The sequence below is a fragment of the Shewanella sp. BJSY2023SW001 genome, from assembly GCF_047314685.1.
GTDB lineage: Bacteria > Pseudomonadota > Gammaproteobacteria > Enterobacterales > Shewanellaceae > Shewanella > Shewanella indica.
Map to the genome: position 1 here is coordinate 1 of NZ_JBKORF010000084.1, position 22,192 is coordinate 22,192.

Below are 22,192 nucleotides of genomic sequence, written 5' to 3' on the forward strand. Positions count from 1 at the left end.
GTGGTTTGGCGAGTGTCGCGCAGCGACTGGCTGCGAGCGAGAGCCAGGGATGGCGAACTGGCCGTTGTGCATGGAGGCATTTACACCACGACTTTCGGCCGCTGGCACAGCGGCTATTTATGGCTTTAAGCCAAAACTCACCAATGAACTTGATCCTAGCGGCTAGCTAAGTTGTAGCCAATCACCTGCGGTGCGCTCTCGCACAGGCGATCCTGTGACTCGGCGAGAGTTGCATAGCAACATGCTTTCGAGCGCGAGTCATGGATGACGAGCTGGCCGTTAAACAGGGAAGTTGTTGCGAGTACGTCCCTGTAAGCTCTGCCTCGCCATCCCTAGCTCGGAAGGTCACAGTTCCGCCTGTGCCTGGAAATGAGGTGTATGTCTGAAGACACTTCAGATGTTTCAAGCTACTCAGTGCTAACAGAATTGCACCAATCCCCCTCGATGTCGCCGACAGCCGTTGGTGCAAATAACGTGGCTGAGGGCGAATACTCGCCATTAGCGAATACGCTTATGAGCGCGATCCCCAGATGGATTTGAGTACCAAATCTGCGCGGTTGATATGAAAACCAAGAGAGTCCTCTTGGTCGAGGGGCAAATCGAGGGGCACAGCACCGCGACTTATAGTCTCGATCGCAGGCTAGTCTCAATCGCCGGCTAGTCTCAGTCACGGGTCGCGACACAATATCTATTACGGCCGGTGGCCTTGGCGCGATAAAGCGCGCGGTCAGCCTGTTCAAACAGTTGATCCTGATTGATTCCGGCGCTCCAGACGGCGATACCTATGCTGCTGGCGATGCCGTGGCGCTGAAACAGGGGCTCCTTGGTGAGCATTTCAAGCAAGCGTTCGCTCATGCGCACCGCTGACTCCAGATCGCCTTCCACCAATACCACAAACTCGTCGCCACCTATGCGAAAAGCCTGGTCGGCATTGCGGATGCCACACTTAAGCAGCTTGCCGAACTGAGTCAGCACTCTGTCACCAAACTTGTGGCCGAGACTGTCGTTGAGCTGCTTAAAATTATCCAGATCAAGCACCACCAGAGATATCGGGCTGTGAGCCCGTCCGGCTCTGGCGAGCGAGGTGCGGATACACTGACCGAAATAGTGGCGGTTGCCAAGCTCGGTCAGGGAGTCAAACATCGCCTGCTCCGACATCTGCGAATAGGCGATGGCGTTGAACAGCGGTTGTGACAGTAGGGCTTCTATCTGCTCAAGCTCTGCCTGCTCTACCGGGCTCAATACTCTTTGCAGCCGGTAGAGTAGTTTGGCGGTACCCAGTTTACTGATCAGTTCTCTGCTCACTGTGCTCTGAGAGGTGCGTCCCCAATGAAATTGATGTCCTTGAACTTGTAACTGCACTCCCTGTACCGGCAAATATTGTTGCAGTAGCTTGCCATAGCAGGCAAATACTGTCCGCGGATCGAGACTTGCGTGTAACCGTTGAACCGCCTGCAGCAGATCCATTCTGGGGTGGATAGCCTGAGGTTGATCAGACAGATACTGATAGTCTTCAGGGTAAAACTCTGTTGCCAGACCAAAGTCCATCATAAATACTCCAATAAGGCAGAACCTTTTTCTATAGTTAATATGCAAGATTCGTGCCTGGTCGACCTTGGGCTAATTTGTATTGAGATCTCATTGAGTTAAGCTTTTTAGTGCTAAGTATATTGCGGTGACAAGTATTTGACACTGACAGAATAATGAACTGAACCATTGATAGCGGGGGAGTGTGCATGGAACATGGATTCTTTATCCAGATCCTTCTGATGCTGGTTATCGCCATAACAGCGATAGCCTTGCTCAGGCGCATAGGCTTGCCCGCTATTCTTGCTTATCTGTTGACCGGGGTTATCAGCGGCCCCTCGGGATTCAATTGGTTTTCGCAGCACCAGATGCAGTCGGTAGCTGAACTTGGAGTGGTACTGCTGATGTTTACCCTGGGACTGGAATTTTCCGTACCCAGGCTCTGGGCCATGCGCCGCACTGTATTTGGCCTCGGCAGTGCTCAGGTGGTATTGACCACCTTGCTGGCCATGGGGGGCGGATTACTTTTTATCAGCGACGTGACTCAGGCGCTGGTGATAGGTTCAGTGACGGCTTTGTCTTCCACCGCCATAGTGTTGAAATTGCTTAACGACAAGGGCTGGCTCAAGCGTCGTCATGGCGAACTGTCGGTCAGTGTGTTGCTGTTCCAGGACCTGGCCGTGGTGCCCTTGCTTATTCTGCTGCCTTTGCTTGCCGATGGCAGCGAACCTTTGACGGCCTTGCAGCTTGGGAGCGCGCTGGGGAAAGGGATCCTGGCCTTTATTGTGCTGATGGCCTTTGGTAAGTGGGCTCTGCCCAAACTGTTTGATGAAGTCGCCCGTTCCCGCTCCAACGAGTTGTTTGTGTTGTCGACTCTGGTGGTCGCGCTCTTGACCGGTGCCTTTACCCAATGGTTGGGGTTGTCCATGGCATTGGGGGCCTTTATGGCCGGGATGCTTCTGGGCGAGAGCCAGTACCGGCGCCAGTTGGAGGCAGATATTCGCCCGTTTCGGGATCTCTTGATGGGGCTATTTTTTATCTCCATTGGTATGTTGCTCGACTTCGGATTGGTATTGGCCTATTGGTGGCAAATCTTGCTGTTGCTGTTGGCGGTGATAGTCGGTAAGACAGTTATTGTCTTTACTTTGCTGAGGTTGGTTAAAGAGCCTTTTCGGGTAGCCATGTCTACCGGCCTCAGTCTGGCACAGGTGGGGGAGTTTTCATTCGTGGTGCTGGCACTGGCAGTGAGTTATCAATTGTTGGCCCCCAGTGTCAGTAATACTTTGGTGATGGTGGCTGTGCTGTCCATGGCGCTGGCGCCGGCATTGGTGCGTCATAGCATAGACATAGCCCGGCTGCTGCAGGGCCTTAAACCCAGGCCGGAACCGGCAGAAAACCTGCCGCCTTTGGATCCTCAACAAGATCTGGTTCTGCTGCTGGGTTATGGCCGGGTTGGGCAGACCATAGGGCGGTTTCTCAAGGCCGAAGCTATCCCTTTTATTGCCCTCGACCGGGATCCCTCCCGGGTTTCCGAGGCGCGCCGGGCCGGAGAGCCTGTGTATTTCGGTGATGCTTGTAAGCGCAGTTTGCTCAAACAAGCCAATGTGCGCCACGCCAAGAGCATAGTGCTGACCTTTTGCGAGCAACCGCAGTTGGAAGAGGCTTTGGTATTGTGTCGGCAACTGGCACCCGAGGCGAAGATCATGGTACGCACCCGGGATGACAGCGAACTTGAACAACTGGAGCAGGCCGGTGCCAGTCAGGTTATTCCGGAAACTCTGGAAGGCAGCTTGATGCTGGTGTCCCAGGTATTGTATCAGTCAGGGGTACCCTTGTCGCGGATCCTCAAACGGCTGGAGTCGGAGCGGCGCAACCATTATCAGTATCTGCACGGTTTCTTTTCCGGTGAGGAAGCCGACTTCTCTCTCGAATTACTACATGCAGTGGCTCTGCCAAGAGGCGCCAGCGCCGTGGGAAAATTCAGTGCCGAGATCCCCTGGCAACAGCTCAGGGTGGAACTGAGAGCCGTGCGCCGCGGCGGCAGGGAGTATGAGCCGCCGGATGAAGATTGGCAGTTCCGCGCCGGTGATACCTTGCTTATTCGCGGTAAGCCCAGAAGGGTGGAGAAAGCCGAAGTTATTTTGCTTCAAGGCTGATTGCCCGGCCGTTGGCGTTGGTTTTATTTGTACTTTAAATGGGGTACTCTGCGACCTTTGTGGAGCTGAATGCCGGGAAGGACCGCTTGGCTGCATGTTGCAGCGACTTTTTCTGAATAAGCGCAAACCCGAGTGACCTACAAGGAGTTGGCAACCGTGACCCATGACAGTAATGATGGCCCCGATATCTCGTTCGAGGAACTGTTTGAGATTTTGACTTCTACCCAGCAGCTGCTGTTTTGCCGTGATGGTGATGTGCCGCTGATCCTGCCGGTGAATATTGATGGCAATGAACAGGCCAGTCATTGTTATGCTTACCTTCCCATGATGGCTGAGCAGGACGCGAGCCGGGTGCTTGCAGAGAATCTTAAACAACCGGCTGATTACTATCTCAAACCCATGCATTGGCAACGGCTTATTCTGACCGCTCATGTCAATGAGGTGTTGTTGCTGGAGCTGGCGGGCAAACTCGTGCTGCCGCGGGAAGAGCAGCAAACCTACCTGAGCTATATGGCGGCGCGCCTCAATGGGGAAGATTGTGTGCTGCGGGTCAACAATGTGGAAATTAGCCCTTGGCTCACCGGAGAAGCCGACGCCTGGGAGCTGGTGGAAGCACTGTTTGCCCGTTACGGCTCACTCAAGGGGATCTGGCTGGCCGACTGTCTGTGGCAACAGGCCGATGGCAAACCCAGTAAGCTGATTATTCTCGATGCCGAGCTGGCCAGCTACGAGATGTCGGCCGCCTTGCAGGATCAGGCCAAGGCGCTGGGGTATACGCTTGTCCAACTGAAAGATTTGACTTTGGATTATCAGTTGGATGCGCTGACCATACTGCCGCCGCTGGTGAGCCGAAGTCAAACGGGGGAAGTGCGTCTCTATGTCGGTGACCCAAGCCAGCCCTTTATTCGGTTTCAGCGCCACCAGATAGTGCAAACCAGGGGCGATAACCTGGAGACGGATGCCGGTGGTTTACAGCAGGGCGCTGAGAACATAACCGTGACCGCCAATGAGCGACAGCAAGGCACCACCCCAACATTTGCCGTAACTCTGGTGTCAGTGTTGCTGGTGCTGGCTCTACTTATCTTTTTCGCCTGATCCATGTTCAACTGATATCGAAAAAGGCTTTCAATTCATCAATCTGGCACATGGCGTCCTGATAGCCCAAATCTATCAGGGCGCCTGTGTAGGCGTTTTCAAACAGCAGATAAGACACAATACTGGTGTCCGACTGGCTATCTATGCCAATCAAAGCCAGTAGCCGGCGAATGGCGAAGGGCATCTCCTGATAGTAACGCTTGGCCAGCTCACTGAGATCTTCACTGGGTTTAATCACCAAAGTATCAATCGGCCTCAAATCCAACTGTTGGCGACTCGGTTCCGGCACCAGCGCCAGAGTGCTGTTGATGCGCCTGAGCCGCTCCAGATCTGAGTTCAGGGTATCGGAAAATATGGTATCCAGCAGATGACCGGCAATGGTGGCCGTCTTGGGATGATAATCCAATTCAACGGGCGTGTTCTTGTGTGGGCTGTCCAGGTTGATCACCATGATCCGCTTGGCGCCCAGATGTATTGGGCTGGAAAGCGGCGCCAATTGATGCACTGAGCCATCGCCATAGTAGGACTGGGACAGCTTAATTGAGGGAAACACCATAGGAATGGCGGAGCTGGCCATCAGGTGCTCTGTGTGCAGCCGGGTGCGCTCGCCGCTGCGTCTGGCCCTTTGCCAGTTTTCCAACTCTTTGTGGGCCTGAAAGAAGGTCACGGAGCGGGAGCTGTTGTAGCAAGAGGTGTCAATGCTCAGCGCCATCAGGGAGCCGCCGCGGATGTTGCGATCGATTCGCTCGAAGTTAATCAGCTCATTGAGTAGTTGCCGCAAGGGTTCATTGTCCAGCAAACTGCCGGCGTCGGTATTGACCAGATCTCCCTGCATGCCTCGAAGGGCCATCTTCGCCAGGTGTGCCAGCACGCCGGTATTGGAGGCGCGGTAGACTCTCTCTGTGTGGATATTACGCCAGATCCATTCCAGCTTTCTCAGTCCCAGGTGAAAGCAGGAGGCGTGGGTAGCGATGGCGGTGCCATTGATGGCTCCGGCCGATGTGCCGCAAACAATCTTGAATGGAATGGCGTGATTGCGGGGATAAAACTGTACCAGCGCCTTGAGCACCCCAACCTGATAGGCCGCCCTGGCACCACCGCCCCCCAACACCAAAGCCCTGCTTTCCGGCACGGCGCCTCCTTTGCTAAAGCCCAAAACCATAAGAGAATGCCAAGGTATTATTTTGCAGACACGGCTTGGCTATCTCAGTTTAACTCTAGTTGGCTTTCCTGTGGTCGGAGAAGCAAAAAACCGCCCTGAGGCGGTTTTTTTAATGGTAGCGGATGCTTACCTTATGCGAGCCGGTTTTGGATCTGCTCGAGAATACCACTGGCATCCAGCTTGAGTTCAGTCAGTATCTCTTCCGGTGAGCCGTGTTTGATAAATTCATCCGGCAGACCAATTTGCAGTAAAGGCTTGCTGATCCCCTGGCTGGCCAGATACTCGAGCACGCCACTGCCTGCGCCGCCCATGATGGCGTTTTCTTCCACTGTTACCAGCAAGTCGTGATTGGCGGCCAGTTCCTTGATCAAATCTTCATCCAAGGGTTTGACAAAGCGCATATCGGCGACAGTGGCATTGAGGCTTTCGGCGGCTTCCAGGCTGGCAGCCAGGGTCGTGCCGAAGTTGAGAATGGCAATCTGTTTGCCCTGACGTCTGACAAGGCCTTTACCTATCGCCATCGCCGTCATCTCTTCAACCTGCTCGGCGCCGGTTGCACTGCCGCGAGGGTAGCGCACTGCGCTTGGGCCCTTATCGTAGCAGTAGCCGGTGTAAAGCATCTGCCGACATTCGTTTTCATCGGATGGCGCCATTATCACCATGTTGGGTACGCAGCGCAGGTAGCTGAGATCGAAGGCGCCCTGATGGGTAGGGCCATCGGCGCCCACAATGCCGCCGCGGTCAATGGCAAACAGTACTGGCAGGCGCTGCAATGCCACATCGTGGATCAACTGATCATAGCCGCGCTGCAGGAAGGTGGAGTAAATGGCCACTACCGGTTTATAGCCTTCACAGGCAAAGCCGGCACCTAAGGTCACTGCATGTTGCTCGGCGATGGCGGCATCGAAGTATTGCTCGGGGAATTTCTGGGAGAACTCCACCATGCCGGAGCCTTCGCGCATGGCCGGGGTGATCCCCAGTACCTTGTCATCCTTGGCGGCAATGTCGCACAACCATTTGCCGAACACCTGGGAAAAACTGGGTTTCCCGGGTTTGGTGACCGGTTTGCAAAATTGTGAAGGGTCAAACTTGGGCACAGCATGCCAGCCGATGGGATCTTTCTCCGCAGGCTCATAACCTTTGCCTTTCTTGGTCATGATATGCAGCACCTGCGGCCCCTTGAGGCTGCGCATGTTACGCAGGGTTTCTACCAGAGCATCCACATCATGGCCATCGATAGGACCTATGTAGTTAAATCCCAGCTCTTCAAACAGGGTTCCCGGTACCACCATGCCTTTAAGGTGTTCCTCGGTGCGGCGCGCCATCTCTTTGATGACGGGCATGCCCTTGAGTACTTTCTTGCCGCCTTCTCGTATCGTGGTGTAGAAGCGGCCTGACATCAGCTGTGCCAGGTGGTTATTGAGGGCGCCGACGTTTTCCGAGATAGACATCTCGTTGTCGTTGAGCACCATCAGCATGTCTTTGTGCAGATCGCCGGCGTGGTTCATGGCTTCAAACACCATGCCGCCTGTCATGGCACCATCGCCTATCACGGCTACTACCTTGCGGCCGGCCTGTTCTTTATCCGCGGCGACCGCCATTGCCAGTGCGGCGGAAATTGAGGTGCCGGAGTGGCCGACACTGAAGGTGTCGTACTCACTCTCTTCCCGCCAGGGGAAAGGATGCAGACCACCTTTTTGGCGTATGGTAGGCATGCGATCGCGACGACCGGTAAGGATCTTGTGCGGATAGGCTTGATGGCCCACATCCCAGACCAGGCGGTCAAACGGGGTGTTGTAGACATAATGCAGCGCCACGGTCAGTTCGACCGTACCTAAGCCAGAGGCAAAGTGACCGCTCGACATGCCCACAGATTTTAATAAAAACTCCCTGAGCTCGTCGGCCAGCTGAGGGAGCAGGCTTTGTGGAAGTTGACGTAACTCTTCCGGGGTATTGGCCTGTGCCAGCACAGGAAACTGAGTGATATCCAGACTCATAACGAGATACTTTGTCTCTTTTTATACTCTTCGCTCAACGATATAGCGGGCGAATTCGGCAATTAACTGGCTATTGTATGGCAATTTTGCCAGCGCTGATAGTGCATCTTCCAGCAGTTTTTGAGCTGTAGTCTTGGCGCCTTCCAGCCCCAACAGTTTCGGGTAGGTACTCTTGTTGGCATCGAGATCCGAACCCTGGGGTTTGCCAAGCTCTTCTGTGCTGCCGGTAATATCGAGAATGTCATCCTGTACCTGGAACGCCAGGCCCACGGCATCGGCGTATTCCAGCAGTGCTTGTTCTTCTTTGGCGTCAATATCGGCGGCAATGACCGCAAACTCGACGGCGCAGCGGATAAGGGCCCCTGTCTTCAATCTGTGCAAGGCGGTGAGTTGCTCAAGCGAGATCTCTTTGTCGGTGGCATTGAGATCCTGCGCCTGGCCGCCGCACATACCGCGGTAGCCGGATGCTTTTGCCAGCGCCTGTACCAGACGCAGGTGTTGGCGGTCGCTGAGGCCTTCAATGTCGCTGCTGATAAGTTCAAAGGCCAAGGTCTGCAAGGCATCACCGGCCAGAATAGCGGTGGCTTCGTTAAAGGCGATATGCACGGTTGGCTGACCGCGGCGCAGGGCATCGTCGTCCATGGCCGGCAGATCGTCATGGATCAGCGAATAGGCGTGAATACATTCTATGGCGGCGGCGCAATCATCGAGACGCTCAAGGGGGACGCCGAGCATCTCGCCTACAGAGTAGACCAGAAACGGCCGAATACGCTTTCCACCCAGCAGGGCTCCATGACGCATGGCGGCCTTGAGTCTGGGCTCGGTATCATCCAGGGTGTCCAGTATGGTGGCAATTCTTTGATTGACTCTCTGCTGGTATTGGTTAATAGCTTGGGTTAACACTCACTCACCCTCGACTGTAAATGGGCTCAATGGCGCCTGGGGATCCTGTGCCAGCAGTATGGCTACTTTCTGCTGTGCCTGTTCCAGTTTGGCTTGGCTGCTGCGCACCAAACCTATGCCACGTTCGAACTGTTTTAGCGCGTCGTCCAGCGATACTTCACCGCGTTCCAGTTCGACGACTATGCGTTCCAGCTCGTTGAGAGATTCTTCAAAACTTAGATTTTCGGGTTTTTTGGCCACAATCAGTTTCCTTGATGCACCTTGGTTGCCGGCCCATTCCTGCGACCTGATTGGCACGGTGCAAAGGTAAAAGGAGAGAGGGAGGGCTGCAGGTGTCTTGGCGTTATGTTCAGCGTGACACAAGGTATATCAGGGCGCGATAAGGGTCAAATTGAAGCGCCCGTTATTTGCTCAACAGCACGCTTTGTCGCTGATTTTTTTTAGAGAAAATTAAAATCTTCCTAAACTTGCTTAAGCCCTGTCCGATAACTCAAAATAGAAACTATTGAAAATTATCATATTCATCTCCTGTGAATAGCCAAGATCCTATATCACCCTTTGGGGTGGATCGGCTTGTATGGGATAGAGATCCCGGCCACACTGTGTCGGGTCTGCTTTAGAGGTGAGGAGCCACTGTGGATTTAGCAACCCTGATAGGACTGGTAGGTGCTTTTGCTTTTATTATCATGGCAATGGTCAGTAGTGGCGGCATTGCCATCTTTATCGATGTACCCTCTGTATTGATCGTGCTTGTCGGCTCGCTGTTTGTGGTGATGATGAAGTTCAACCTCAAGCAGTTTTTAGGGGCGGTCAAGATTGCCGCCAAGGCGTTTATGTTCAAACTGGATAAACCTGAAGAGTTGATTGAACAGTCGGTTACCATGGCAGACGCTGCCCGTAAAGGGGGCTTTCTGGCGCTGGAAGAGGCGCAAATTTCCAACAGTTTTATGCAAAAAGCGGTTGATATGCTGGTGGACGGCCATGACGGCGATGTGGTGCGTGAAGCGCTGGAGAAAGATATTCAACTGACCGAAGAGCGCCATAAGGCGGGGATCAGTATCTTCAAGGCTCTGGGTGATGTGGCACCGGCTATGGGTATGATAGGTACTCTGATTGGTCTGGTGGCCATGTTGTCCAACATGGATGACCCCAAATCCATCGGCCCGGCAATGGCGGTGGCCTTGTTGACCACCTTGTACGGCGCCATTATTGCCAATATGGTGGCGATCCCGATTGCCGATAAACTGGCGCTGCGGATGAACGAAGAGATGCTTAACCGCAATCTGATTATGGACGCTGTACTGGCTATTCAGGATGGCCAGAACCCCAGGGTGATTGAGGGCTTCCTCAAAAACTACCTGTCAGAGAAACAGCGCAAAATAGATACAACGGACGGAGAGTAGCACTATGGCCAAGCCCAAGTGTGATTGTCCGCCACCCGGTGCACCCATGTGGCTGGCAACCTTTGCCGACCTGATGTCGCTGCTGATGTGTTTCTTCGTGTTGCTGCTGGCTTTTTCTGAAATGGATGTCATGAAGTTCAAACAGATAGCCGGCTCGATGAAATACGCCTTCGGGGTGCAGAACAAGGTGGAAGTGAAAGATATTCCCAAAGGCACCTCAGTGATTGCGCTGGAGTTTCGCCCCGGACGTCCGGATCCCACCCCGATTGAAATAATTAACCAGCAAACCAACGAGATGACCCAGCAGATCCTCGAGTATCAGGAAGGGGATGACGACAGTGCCGGTGGCGTGCAGCAGCAAAGGGGCGAGCAGCGTGGCGGCGAGGCTTCGGCCACGGCGCAAGAGCAGGCCGAAGACAAGAAGACCCAGGAGCAGCAGGCAGCTCAGGATCAGATTAACGAGCAGGTCAAGAAGATGGCCGAGGCGCTCAACAAAGAGATAGTGGACGGCGCTATTGAAATCGAGTCTCTGGGACAGCAGATTATCATCCGTATTCGGGAGAAGGGCGCCTTTGCCTCAGGTTCGGGGTTCCTGCAACCCAGATTCAAGCCTGTGGTGCAGGCGGTTGGTGAGCTACTCAAAGATGTGCCCGGGATCATCACTGTCTCCGGCCACACCGATGACATGCAGATAAGCAATGAGCTGTACAGCTCCAACTGGGACCTGTCCAGCCAGCGGGCGGTGGCCGTGGCCCACGAATTGGTCAAGGTGCCCGGCTTTGATGCCAGCAGAATGAAAGTGGTGGGCATGGCTTCCACTGCGCCTTTGGTGCCGAATGATTCGCCGGAGAATCGCGCCCGTAATCGCAGGGTGGAAATCTCCATTGAGCAGGGCAAGGCCAAAGAGTCTGATGAGATTGAAGTCGATCCCAATCTTTGATGGCGCAGCAGCATCAGAATCACAGCAGCCTGAAAACGGCTGCTTTTTTTAGGCATCTGCAATCCGGACACGGCTTTGGAGTGGCAAATCTCTGTGCCAGTTAGCGGGTCTTTGTTATAATCCCACGATTGCTGTTTGAAATTTTTTTTCCTCGGGATCCCCATGAAGTTTATCGTAAAGCTGTATCCAGAAATCATGATGAAGAGCAAACCGGTAAGAATGCGTTTTACCAAGATGCTCGAGTCCAATATCCGCAATGTACTCAAAAAAGTGGATGAAGACGCTGCCGTTACCCGTCAGTGGGATCGGATTATGGTGCAGGTTCCCAAAGACAAACCCAAGCTAAAGCAAGTGTTTGCCGAGCGTTTAGCTTGTATTCCCGGGATTTCTACCATCAGCCAAGTCAATGAATACAACTTTGAAACTGTTGATGATATCTACCAGCATGCTCTCAAGGTGTATGCTGACGAGCTGGCGGGCAAGACCTTCTGTGTCCGCGCCAAGCGCAGTGGCAAGCACGACTTCAGTTCGCAGGATGTGGAGCGTTATGTAGGTGGTGGCCTGAACCAGTTTACCGAAGCTGCCGGTGTGCGCCTCAAAGACCCGGATATGACCATTCATCTGGAGATCAACAACGACAAACTCTACCTGGTAGAGAAAAAGATCCCCGGGCTTGGTGGATTCCCGATCGCGACCCAGGAAGATGTGCTGTCCCTTATCTCAGGCGGTTTTGACTCAGGGGTATCCAGTTTCCAATTTATCAAGAAGGGTTCCCGTACCCACTACTGCTTCTTCAACCTGGGCGGTGCCCAGCACGAAATCGGAGTTAAGCAGGTGGCGCACCATTTGTGGAAGACCTATGGCGAGTCGCATAAAGTCAAGTTTGTGACCGTTCCCTTTGAGCCCGTAGTGGCCGAAATCCTCGAGCGTATAGACAATGGCCTGATGGGCGTCATACTCAAGCGGATGATGATGCGCGCCGCGGCCAGGGTGGCGGAGCGTATGGGGGTTCAGGCACTGGTCACAGGTGAGAGCCTGGGACAGGTATCCAGCCAAACCTTGACCAACCTCAATGTGATTGACCGTTGTGTCGATACCCTGATCCTCAGACCTTTGATCACCATGGACAAGCAGGACATCATCAACGAGAGCCGCAAGATAGGTACGGAAGACTTTGCCAAGTCCATGCCTGAATACTGCGGCGTGATTTCACAGAAGCCAACGGTCAAGGCAGTATTGTCCAAGGTCGAAGCCGAGGAAACCAAGTTTTCTGAAGATCTGCTGGACAGGATTATCGCCGATGCGGTGGTTATGGATATTCGGGAGATAGCAACCGACATGGATACCAAAGTAACGGAAACCGAAACCGTCGCCAGTGTCGGCCAGGGTGAAGTGGTGCTGGATATCAGGGCGCCGGAAGAGGAAGAGAGCAAGCCGTTGCAACTGGAAGGTGCCGAGATAGTTCATATTCCTTTCTTTAAACTGGCCAGCGCCTTTGCCGAGCTCGATAGCAGCAAGACCTATCTGCTCTATTGTGACCGCGGCGTGATGAGCAAACTGCAGGCGCTCTACCTTCAGGAGCAAGGGCATGGTAACGTCAAGGTTTACCGCCCTTGATAAACAAAAAGCCGCCTCTATTGAGGCGGCTTTTTGCTGCTGACGTTCAGCGAAGTCCTTTGGGGCTCAGTTAAGCTGAACCTTTGATGGACTGGCTGTAGCGTCTTCGGCCAACAGCAGTGTCGGCTCGTCCAGCGCATGGGTTCTGAGCTCTTCGCCGCTGGCGGCAATGTTACGGCTCAGCTCCTGCTCAAGCAGTTTGAAGTCTATCTGCACCGCAGGGGCTTCGACAGCGACTCTGGGCAGTGGACGAGCTTGCGTTGGCGCAGAAAGGTTTTCCGCGGCCACTGCGCTGGTGCTCATGCCAAGCAGCAGGAGCACAAAAGCGGATTTAAAGTTCAACATGGGATGCCTCCGGGTGAGAACGGGCACTGAGTGCCAGTGTCAGACCTTCCCTTCGACTGCTCAGAGATTGTCTGAATATTCAACTTTTCGGGGTGAAATTTAATCAAAAGCGCTGGCTTTAACAAACGATAAAATGTAACAATCTGGATTAGAAAAACTAATTAAAAAATGAGAAGTGGATCACTATGTCAAAACGACTTCCTCCGCTGAATGCGGTTAAGGCGTTCGAGGCAGCAGCAAGGCATTTGAGCTTTACCCGCGCCGCCGAAGAACTGTTCGTTACCCAGGCCGCAGTGAGTCATCAGATCAAGGCGCTGGAAGACTTTCTGGGATTAAAATTATTTCGCCGAAAGAACCGCTCGCTGCTGCTGACCGAAGAGGGGCAAAGCTACTTCCTCGATATCAAGGATATTTTTACTCAACTGTCGGATGCCACCGACAGGCTGTTGGCCCGTAGCGCCGTGGGTTCCTTGACAGTCAGCATGTCGCCCAGCTTTGCCATTCAGTGGCTGGTGCCGCGTCTGGCGAAATTCAGCGAGAAGAATCCCGATATCGATGTGCGGATCAAGGCGGTGGATGCCGAGTTCAGTGCCCTGTCAGACGATGTGGATGTAGCTATCTACTATGGTCAGGGCAACTGGCCTGGGCTCAGGGCCGACAAACTGCGCAACGAAGTGCTGATCCCCGTGTGTTCGCCAATGCTGCTCAACGGTCCCAAACCATTGGAAAAGCCTGCCGATCTCAAGTATCACACTCTGCTGCATGATATGAGCCGCCATGACTGGCAGGCCTGGTTCCGCCAATGTGGCGTAACAGATGTCAATGTAAATCAGGGGCCGATATTCAGCCACTCATCTCTGGTACTGCAGGCGGCGGCCCATGGCCAGGGGGTAGCTCTGGGCTACAGCGTGCTCGCCCGCCCCGACATCAAGGCCGGGCGTTTGGTCTGTCCGTTCCAGGAGGTTCTGGTCAGCAAAGATGCCTATTATCTGGTGTGCCAGCAAAAGCATGCCGAGTTAGGTAAAATTGTCGCGTTCCGCGAATGGATGCTGGATATGTTTGCTGAGGAGTCACGTAGTGAATTGTTGCCGGGATAAGTCGGTAACACGTTTCTCTGCATATACAGGAAGGCACTACAAAGAAGTGAAAGCTTGCAGTTTATAGGGAACTTTGATGGAACTGGCTTACATAAACGAAAACACGGAAGAGAGTGATGCCATGTTTAGTTGCTCTGATAACAGAGGGCACCTGTACGAAGACATGGACTACATTCCAGTGAGCGCATTGAGTGCGGTTATTTGGGAGGATGAAGACAGTTATTCAGAAGCTGTTTTCGATATCACAAATTCAGGGGATTTAAGCGTTACCAAACCTATAGCAGACGTTTTTATGAGCTTTGACCCATATGGCGTCGCTTTTTTGCCCAATAAATTACAGTGCATGGATGGTCTGTCGACTCAGCAGCGATATATTATCGCGATAAATAACGAGTTGGATGTATTGGATCAAGAAAAGTCAAATATTGAATCTTTTGTTGAACATTACGATCCCAAAGAACATGGTTATGATGTGCCTCTTGAAGAGAGAGAGTCGTTTCATTCCGTTCTAGTTCAAAAATTATATCTGGACCGGGAAAAACTCGAAACCTACCCTATGAACCGCAGGCATATTTTTAGGGTTAAAGGCACCAACAGCTTTTTCTTTTCTTCAGAAATATATGATGAATTGTATATTATCGCTCGACAGGGGTTAGCTTGTGGACTGACCGCTTTTAAGTTTGATGTCGATGATGAAGCACCAAGGAGATAATAGTAAGTGAAAGATGAATACTCGATACTCACTAAACAAAATATGGATACTTTCCCATTCCAACAAACACCTGCACCAGTAGGTGCTGCAGCACCGGATCTGTTATTGGAAATGACCTTTTCTCCAAAGCTGTTCATTATTGGTGATATAGCATCCAAACTGGAGCCATTGGTGCAGCATGGTGTTGAATGGCTGGATGCTCGTGTTGACAATTCGCCAAGTCAACCTTCGGATGAACAACTCGAGGTATATGACAACTATCGAATGCCTTATATCCAGCAGACGTACAGATTGACGGATAAAGAAAAGCAATTTGGTAAGTTGAATTGGTTAGATACTGATTCGACAGAGTTCGATTTTTCTAAACTGGAAAATATTCCTGTGGAACAAAGATTAATATTTAAACTGGAAGAAGACTTTGGTTTGGTATTTATTCACCAAAGTGTGATTGACTTATTGGAAGAACATGTAAGGACGGTATGGGTAAGGGACGTGTAATTACCGCATGGGCGTTTTTTAGCGCTATTTGTTAATAAATTAATTTGTCAGGGAAGTACGGTATTTAATATTGTGGTTTATTCGAATCCAAGCATGATAATTATTGTTTCTTCGGACAGGGCTGATGATGAACTTGAATACTAACTGGCTGCTGGATCAAGGTAAGGACAATGACACTCTGGTGTTGTTCGCCCATGGCGCCGGTGCCGATATGCACAGCGACTTTATGGCGGATTATGCCGCGCTGTTGGCCGCCAGCGGCCCGAGCGTGCTGAGGTTTAACTTTCCTTACATGGTCAAGCGCGGCGAAGATGGCAAGCGGCGTCCGCCGGACCGGGCTCCGGTGTTGTTGCAGGCCTTCGAGCAGACTTTGGCAGCAGCGGTTGCCGAGTTTGCGCCCAAGCGACTATTTTTGATGGGCAAATCCATGGGCGGGCGGATGGCGGCCATGCTGGCGGCCAATGATAAACTGGCGATGACCCCCAGCGGCGTTATCTGCCTTGGCTATCCGTTTTTGCCGCCGAAGAAGACCGAGCCCAGACTTGAGCCCTTGTGGGAGTGTGCCTCGCCTCTGCTTATTCTGCAGGGCGAGCGCGACAGCTTCGGCAAACGCGAGCAGTTGGTCTCCTGGGCGCTGCCCGAGCTGGCCAAAGTACGCTTTATTACCGACGGAGATCATAGTTTTGTGCCGCGCAAGTCGTCGGGAACGGATCTTAAGGCTAACCTGCAGGATGCCGTGAAAGAATCACTTTTATTTATCGGGAGTTAGTTATGCGTAAGGGGTTATTGTTATTAGCGGCCATCAGTGGTTTCTTTGCCGTTGCTCTGGGAGCTTTCGGCGCCCATGGACTCAAGACCATTGCACCTGCCGAGTTGATTGCCATATTCAACCTGGGGGTGGAATATCAGTTCTATCACACCTTTGGTTTGATAGCCCTGGCTTTTGCCGGTCACTGGTTCAAGTCGCGTCTGATTGACTGGGCTGCCGGGCTATTTATCGTCGGGATCTTTATGTTTTCCGGTTCGCTGTATCTGTATGCCCTGACTGGCACCAAGTGGCTGGGCATGGTAACCCCCCTCGGTGGCAGCTGCTTCCTGGTGGGCTGGCTATTGTTGGCGGCAGCGGTATGGCGCCATCGGATGGATGAAACCGGTCTCTGAGTTGATGACTTCCGCAAGCAATACTATTTAACTGGTCTCCTGATGTTGCGGCAACTGGATTGTTAGCCAGATAATCGTGACGCTTTTAGGAAACGAATAAAAAAGCACCTTAGGTAACAACCAAGGTGCTTTTTGTTATTTAAGCCACAGAGGTGTCTCTATGGCTTAGGTGAAGGCTTATTAGAGCAGACCGCGACGCTTGAGTAGGGCATCGGTTGTAGGCTCCTGACCACGGAAGTTTTTGTAGGCTTCCATAGGTGGCACGCTGTTACCCACTTCGCGGATAGTCTTGCGATACTTCATACCGATATCCCGCTTGAGGCCGCCTTGGCTCTGCACATAGGCAAAGGCATCGGCCGCGAGGATTTCGCTCCACATATAGGCGTAGTAGCTGGCGCTGTAGCCACCCGGGAAGGCGTGGGCAAAGTAGGTCGACTTGTAACGTGGTGGCACGGCTTCAATGTTCAGGCCGTGCTTTTCAAGCGCCTTGGCTTCAAATTCGGCCACATTTTGCAGCGGTGCGTCCTTGTCCAGCGAATGCCATTCCATGTCTACCAGGGCGGCGGCCATATACTCCAGGGTGTCGAAGCCCTGGTTGAAACTGCGGGACTTCAGCAACTTGTCCAGCATCGCTTTGGGTAAAGGTTCACCGGTTTGGTAGTGCTTGGCGTAGTTGGCCAACACTTGTGGATGACCGGCCCAGTCCTCTTCGAAGGTGGATGGGAACTCGACAAAGTCACGGGATACTGCAGTACCGGACAGGCTAGGGTAAGTCACCTTGGAGAACATACCATGAGTGCCATGGCCCAGCTCGTGGAACATGGTGGTTACTTCATCATAGCTGACGAAGGTGGCTTCGCCTTCAGGCGCCTTCTTGATGTTCATTACATTGACCACCACAGGCTTTTCACCCTTGAGCAGGTTCTGACTGACGAAAGAGCTCATCCAGGCACCGCCACGCTTGCCTTCGCGGGCGAAATAGTCGCCGTAGAAGATGGCCATGCTGCTGCCATCGGCATCAAACATTTCCCAGGCTTTGACGTCAGGGTGATAAACCGGCAGATCCGGCCGAGGCTTGAAGGTCACCCCATAGAGTTGGTTGAGGGTAAAGAAGACGCCATCTTCCAACACCCGATTGAATTCAAAGTAAGGCTTGAGGCTGGCCTCATCCAGATCATACTTCTCCTGGCGCACCAGCTCGGCGTAGAAGGCCCAGTCCCAAGGTTTGAGCTGGAAATTGCCACCTGTCTTGTCGATCATCGCCTGGATATCGGCGGCTTCTTTCTGGGTGTTGGCGACAACGGCCGGCACCATGGAGCCGAACATTTCATAGACGGCCTCGGGTGTCTTGGCCATCTGTGGGCTCAGGCGGTAGCTGGCCCAGTTATCAAAGCCCAGCAGGGCGGCACGCTCGGCGCGCAGCTGCGCCAGACGAGCCACCAGAGAGGCGGTTTCATTCTCACCTTCAAGACCGCGGTAGGCCGAGGCTTCCCAGATCTGCTTTCTCAGCTCTCGGTTTTTCAGCTGCGTCAGTACAGGCTGGCGAGTGGTGTTGGTGATGCTGATAAGGTATTGACCATCGAGACCGGCGGCCTTGGCATCGGCCGCAGCATTGCGAATGGCCGAGTCGGACAGACCCTCCAATTGGACGACGTCAGTCACAGTTACGGCAATCTCTTTGTTCATCCGCATCAATCGTTGCTGGAATTCGTTCACCAGCTTGGACTGTTCTTCGTTCAGAGCACGGATCTGGGCTTTCTCGCTCTCGGTCAGCTTGGCGCCGGCGAGCACAAAGCGTTGGTGGTACACCTCAATAAGGCGCACTTCTTCGCTGCTCAGGTTCAGTTGCTGACGCTGGGAGTAGAGGCTGTCGATACGGGCAAACAGCTCTGGGTTGAGGTTGACGTTGTCTGAATGGGCCGCCATCTTGGGCGCCATTTCACCCTGAATTTTACGCAGTTCAGGGTTGGAGTTGGAGCTGGTCAGGTTATAGAAAACGCTTGAGGCGCGGTTTAGCAGTTCACCGGACTTTTCCAACGCCACGATAGTGTTGGCAAAAGTGGGTTTCTCTGGATTGTTGGCAATGGCCAGCACTTCCTGGTAGTGCTCGGCGATACCGGCTTCCAGTGCAGGCTTGAAGTGTTCATCTTTGATTAGCCGAAAATCCGGAGCCTGATATTGCAAGGTGCTCTTGGCAAAAAGTGGGTTGTTTTGGGTGGCTTCAGCACTTGTCAGATTGGTATCCTGAGGCGTGTGGGTACTGCAGCCAGAAATAGCCAGAGTGGCGCCAACGGCTAGCGCCAGAAGAGATTTTCGCATTGATATGACTTCCATCTTTAGTTATGAGTTTTTTAGCGCAATTTAGCACTTGTTGCTTAAAAGTGGCTGAATTTGATGATTATAGCCTACCTAATCCGGATGTTTATATGCCAGAGGCTGATTGAGATAGAAGTGTAACAAATTGATTTTAATGAGTAGATTTAGTGAATGCTGAATCAATTCCCAAGTTTGGCCGCAAGGGGCACGCGTCCTGTATTTATGTGGTAAAAAGTGTAAAATTGCGGCCGGAATTTTTCTCAGGGGAGAGCCGTTTTGGCGCAACTTTATTTCTACTATTCGGCGATGAATGCCGGAAAATCCACCTCTTTACTGCAGTCATCCTATAACTATCGTGAACGCGGCATGCACACCCTGGTGATGACCCCGGCGATAGATGACCGTTTTGGCGTGGGAAAGGTCGCCTCCAGGATAGGTATTGAATGTGATGCACGCATTTTTGCCCATGACGATAATCTACTTGAGATGATCCGCGCCGAACATGAGCGCCAGCCTCTGCACTGCGTGCTGTTTGATGAATCCCAGTTCCTCAGTAAAGAGCAGGTCAAGCAACTGGCCTATGTGGTCGACATCCTGGATATTCCCGTACTCTGTTACGGTTTGCGTACCGATTTCCAAGGCGAACTGTTTGTCGGCAGCCAGTACCTGTTGGCCTGGGCCGATAAGCTGGTAGAGCTGAAAACCATCTGTCACTGTGGTCGCAAGGCCAATATGGTGATCCGTCGTGACGGTTCAGGCAACCCGGTACGAGAAGGTGAACAGGTAGCCATAGGTGGCAACGAGAGTTATGAGTCTGTATGTCGCAAGCATTATCGCGAACTGATTTGGGATTGATGCCAAGACGCAGTATTTGAAAACTCGAAAGATACAAATTTAATCGCGAAAAGCCAAAGATATAAAGAAAGGAAGCTTATGTCGTCCAGTTCTCTCATCGTAAATCGTCTATGCTGGCGGGTGTTGCCGGGTTTATTGTTGAGTCTGTCACTGGGCTCAAGCCTGTTGCAACATGCTGTCGCCGGGCAGAAAGTGCCAAACTCAGAAATTAAAGTGATTCAAAAGCTTATTTTTGAAAGGAAGATGGCAGAGGCGGCGCCCAGACTGGATGCGGCCATAGAAAATTACCCGGACTCCGCTCGGCTGACATTTTTGCTTGGGCAGCTTTATTACTTCAGCAATCTCCCCAATTATTCCAAGGCGGTGGCGGCCTATGACAAGGCCGAGTCCATGTTGTCCAAGGACTCTGAGCTGTATTTTTTCCGCGCCGCGGCCAAGGCTCAGGTGCTGTCCGCTTATTCCCAGCGCCTGAGCCCGGACTATAGCGGTGCACTGGCCGATTACCGCAAAGCCGAGGCTTTGGGATCGGAGCGGGATCTCAGGTTGGATATTGCCAGGGCAATCTATGAAACCCGGAACTATCCGGCGGCGCTGGAGCAGATAAACCGCTATCTCAATAACCAGCCTCAGCTTTGGGCCGATGGCCAGATGCTCAAAGGCAATATCCTGGCACAAATGGGCCAGCATGAGGCGGCGCTCAAGAGTTATCAACGCGCTGCGAGGCAGTATGACTATCTGGATAAGCTGCAGTTCTATCAGGCTGTCAGCTTGCGGGCGTTGGGACAATCTGATGAGGCTCTGGCGCAGCTCGACAAGGGATTGAAGCGTCAGGGCCGTGCTTACTTGCAGCTTGTCTATCTCAAAGCCATGCTGAGCTATGAGCAGAAACAATACCAAGAGGCGGCCCTGTTGTACCAACAGCTGATAGAAAGGCGCCGGGACTGGGCCTTACCCTTACTCGGCTATTACAACAGCTTAAGCCAGATGGGCGAGGGACCCTTCAGCATCAGCCATATACTGGATCTGGCACTCAAGCTCGACCCCGAGGTGGTGATCCACTTTCATCAGCAGGATCTGTTGCGACTGTAACGCCCGGCAATTGACGGGTTAATCGGGAATATCCAACTGGCGCTGGGAAGATGCTTTGCGCTTATAGGCCAGATCCAGGCTGGCCAGCTCGCCATGAATGGCCAGCAGTGCCTGGGCCAGTTGATAGATAAGCCAGCTGTAACCGCTGAGCGCAAAGTCTTGATGGGCCGCTTCCGGCGAGTCGTCGCTCGGCTCAGATGGCAGTTGCTTTAGTAGCTGTTGCTGCAATTGATAACCAAGTCCCAGGGGGAGTTTGGGACAGTCGGGTGTGTTGCCGGCCACATAGTCTGCCAGATAGGCGAACTCTCGCTGTAGCCCACTGGCCACCTGTTTGACTCTGGCGTAAGCCGCATCTTCTTCGGCCTTCCAGCGGGTGAGCAGTAGCAGCTCCAAAAGAGTGATCACCCTTATCTGTTTGTTGGCCAGCTCGGTCAGAGTAGCGGCCTCTTTCTTTAATGTTTGGCTTTCCCATTCCAGCGAAAAAAGCAGCTTTTTCTGCGCCAGCACCGCCTTCATTGCCGTCTCCAGCGATTTACGGGCATTTTCCGGCTCTTCCTGGCCGGCATTGAGATGTTGTTCCAGTACTTGGGTCATGATTTTCAGTGAGCTTGCCAGCTGTGCCCGCCAGTCTTGTTTGGCCTTGATTGGCAATACAAACAGGGAGACCAGCACGGCAATCACGCATCCGATAAGAATATTGGCGGTACGCCACAGAGCTTCCGAGGTGTCGTGGTTGGCGTCACCTATCACTATAATCATGGTGAATCCCGCCACCAGATAGGCATAGCTGTAACGGCCGGCGTTGAGATAACAGACTATGCTGACCCCGAGGATCAGCAACCCCATCAGATCCCAATAGCCATTCATCAAGATCACCAATGAGACCCCGTAAGCCGAGCCCAGGCAGGTGCCTATGGCCCGCTGCAGTGATTTTTCGATAGCGCCGCCCACTTGTGGCAGGCCCATCATGATGATCACTATGGTGACCATGCTCCAGACAAAGTGAGGCAGGGACCAGATGGCATTGATGGCGGCGGCAATAAACAGCGCCAAGGCTAGTTTTACCGTATGTACGGCACGGGAATGGCGGTAGATAAAATCGGCGAAGGCGGAGGCTCTGGCAAACAGGGGCATGGCAGTGTCTCAAAAATATGTGGTTGACCGTCAGCATCAATTATGCCAGAGATGTGCAGCGATAGCGTCTCGGGTATGAGCTAAAGATGCAAACTGGGAAGCTGAATTAGCGGCGGATAATATGGTTGTGAACTGGGTCACAGCCATAGTGCTGTGGGAGCAAGCATCTTAGGGGCAGCTATGCT

At 52.8% G+C, this 22,192-nt stretch carries 20 protein-coding genes; 12 read left to right on the forward strand and 8 right to left on the reverse strand.

Annotated elements, in window-relative coordinates:
* Nucleotides 1-663: 663 nt before the first annotated feature.
* Entirely contained in the window at nt 664-1,551 is an 888-nt protein-coding gene (locus ACMHXH_RS19910; RefSeq protein ID WP_319003354.1) for a GGDEF domain-containing protein, read from the reverse strand.
* A gap of 185 nt (nt 1,552-1,736) precedes the next feature.
* Here ACMHXH_RS19910 and ACMHXH_RS19915 point away from each other — a divergent pair, with 185 nt between their 5' ends.
* Together ACMHXH_RS19915 and ACMHXH_RS19920 are read left to right on the forward strand one after the other, a co-directional pair.
* Entirely contained in the window at nt 1,737-3,683 is a 1,947-nt protein-coding gene (locus tag ACMHXH_RS19915) for a monovalent cation:proton antiporter-2 (CPA2) family protein (protein WP_039036093.1), read from the forward strand.
* A 156-nt stretch (nt 3,684-3,839) separates the two neighbouring features.
* The gene (locus ACMHXH_RS19920) at nt 3,840-4,778 is read left to right on the forward strand and encodes a hypothetical protein (protein ID WP_335912165.1); all 939 of its coding nucleotides are present in this window, start codon (nt 3,840-3,842) and stop codon (nt 4,776-4,778) included.
* Nucleotides 4,779-4,785: 7 nt separating this feature from the next.
* Here ACMHXH_RS19920 and ACMHXH_RS19925 read toward each other — a convergent pair whose 3' ends face one another.
* From ACMHXH_RS19925 to xseB, 4 genes are all read right to left on the reverse strand, one after another.
* Nucleotides 4,786-5,910, reverse strand: coding sequence for a patatin-like phospholipase family protein (locus ACMHXH_RS19925; protein ID WP_144361233.1), 1,125 nt, complete (start codon nt 5,908-5,910; stop codon nt 4,786-4,788).
* Nucleotides 5,911-6,071: 161 nt separating this feature from the next.
* Nucleotides 6,072-7,937: a 1-deoxy-D-xylulose-5-phosphate synthase gene (gene dxs, locus ACMHXH_RS19930; RefSeq protein ID WP_039036096.1), complete on the reverse strand. Its 1,866-nt coding sequence runs from the start codon at nt 7,935-7,937 to the stop codon at nt 6,072-6,074.
* A 21-nt stretch (nt 7,938-7,958) separates the two neighbouring features.
* The gene (gene ispA, locus ACMHXH_RS19935) at nt 7,959-8,840 is read right to left on the reverse strand and encodes a (2E,6E)-farnesyl diphosphate synthase (protein ID WP_039036097.1); all 882 of its coding nucleotides are present in this window, start codon (nt 8,838-8,840) and stop codon (nt 7,959-7,961) included.
* A complete protein-coding gene (gene xseB, locus ACMHXH_RS19940) occupies nt 8,841-9,080 on the reverse strand; it encodes an exodeoxyribonuclease VII small subunit (RefSeq protein ID WP_039036098.1) in 240 nt (79 codons plus the stop codon). It lies immediately after the preceding gene.
* Between the two features lie 395 nt (nt 9,081-9,475).
* Here xseB and pomA point away from each other — a divergent pair, with 395 nt between their 5' ends.
* From pomA to thiI, 3 genes are all read left to right on the forward strand, one after another.
* Nucleotides 9,476-10,243 carry a flagellar motor protein PomA gene (gene pomA / locus ACMHXH_RS19945; RefSeq protein WP_039036099.1) on the forward strand — a complete coding sequence of 256 codons (768 nt, stop codon included), beginning with the start codon at nt 9,476-9,478 and terminating at the stop codon, nt 10,241-10,243.
* Nucleotides 10,244-10,247: 4 nt separating this feature from the next.
* Entirely contained in the window at nt 10,248-11,183 is a 936-nt protein-coding gene (locus ACMHXH_RS19950) for a flagellar motor protein MotB (RefSeq protein WP_025887266.1), read from the forward strand.
* A 162-nt stretch (nt 11,184-11,345) separates the two neighbouring features.
* Nucleotides 11,346-12,800 carry a tRNA uracil 4-sulfurtransferase ThiI gene (gene thiI, locus ACMHXH_RS19955; RefSeq protein ID WP_335912163.1) on the forward strand — a complete coding sequence of 485 codons (1,455 nt, stop codon included), beginning with the start codon at nt 11,346-11,348 and terminating at the stop codon, nt 12,798-12,800.
* 66 nt (nt 12,801-12,866) lie between these two features.
* Here thiI and ACMHXH_RS19960 read toward each other — a convergent pair whose 3' ends face one another.
* Nucleotides 12,867-13,145: a hypothetical protein gene (locus ACMHXH_RS19960; protein WP_071476304.1), complete on the reverse strand. Its 279-nt coding sequence runs from the start codon at nt 13,143-13,145 to the stop codon at nt 12,867-12,869.
* A gap of 185 nt (nt 13,146-13,330) precedes the next feature.
* On the opposite strand from ACMHXH_RS19960, the gene ACMHXH_RS19965 reads away from it, so the two are divergent.
* The 5 genes from ACMHXH_RS19965 (at nt 13,331) to ACMHXH_RS19985 (ending at nt 16,613) form a co-directional block, all read left to right on the forward strand.
* Nucleotides 13,331-14,242: a transcriptional regulator GcvA gene (locus tag ACMHXH_RS19965; protein WP_025012011.1), complete on the forward strand. Its 912-nt coding sequence runs from the start codon at nt 13,331-13,333 to the stop codon at nt 14,240-14,242.
* Between the two features lie 76 nt (nt 14,243-14,318).
* Nucleotides 14,319-14,954, forward strand: coding sequence for an imm11 family protein (locus ACMHXH_RS19970; RefSeq protein ID WP_144361229.1), 636 nt, complete (start codon nt 14,319-14,321; stop codon nt 14,952-14,954).
* Nucleotides 14,955-14,960: 6 nt separating this feature from the next.
* Nucleotides 14,961-15,452, forward strand: coding sequence for a hypothetical protein (locus tag ACMHXH_RS19975; RefSeq protein WP_233962745.1), 492 nt, complete (start codon nt 14,961-14,963; stop codon nt 15,450-15,452).
* Between the two features lie 124 nt (nt 15,453-15,576).
* Nucleotides 15,577-16,221, forward strand: coding sequence for an alpha/beta fold hydrolase (locus ACMHXH_RS19980; protein ID WP_234500707.1), 645 nt, complete (start codon nt 15,577-15,579; stop codon nt 16,219-16,221).
* 2 nt (nt 16,222-16,223) lie between these two features.
* A complete protein-coding gene (locus ACMHXH_RS19985; RefSeq protein WP_039033710.1) occupies nt 16,224-16,613 on the forward strand; it encodes a DUF423 domain-containing protein in 390 nt (129 codons plus the stop codon).
* Between the two features lie 180 nt (nt 16,614-16,793).
* On the opposite strand, the gene ACMHXH_RS19990 is transcribed toward ACMHXH_RS19985, so the two are convergent.
* Entirely contained in the window at nt 16,794-18,932 is a 2,139-nt protein-coding gene (locus ACMHXH_RS19990) for a M3 family metallopeptidase (protein ID WP_071476299.1), read from the reverse strand.
* A gap of 273 nt (nt 18,933-19,205) precedes the next feature.
* On the opposite strand from ACMHXH_RS19990, the gene ACMHXH_RS19995 reads away from it, so the two are divergent.
* Entirely contained in the window at nt 19,206-19,784 is a 579-nt protein-coding gene (locus ACMHXH_RS19995) for a thymidine kinase (RefSeq protein WP_039033712.1), read from the forward strand.
* Between the two features lie 78 nt (nt 19,785-19,862).
* A complete protein-coding gene (locus ACMHXH_RS20000) occupies nt 19,863-20,873 on the forward strand; it encodes a tetratricopeptide repeat protein (protein WP_335912161.1) in 1,011 nt (336 codons plus the stop codon).
* Between the two features lie 18 nt (nt 20,874-20,891).
* Here the strand turns inward: ACMHXH_RS20000 and ACMHXH_RS20005 are convergent, their stop codons facing one another.
* Complete coding sequence (locus ACMHXH_RS20005; RefSeq protein WP_039033714.1) at nt 20,892-22,007, reverse strand: FUSC family protein; 1,116 nt, start codon at nt 22,005-22,007, stop codon at nt 20,892-20,894.
* Nucleotides 22,008-22,192 lie beyond the last annotated feature (185 nt).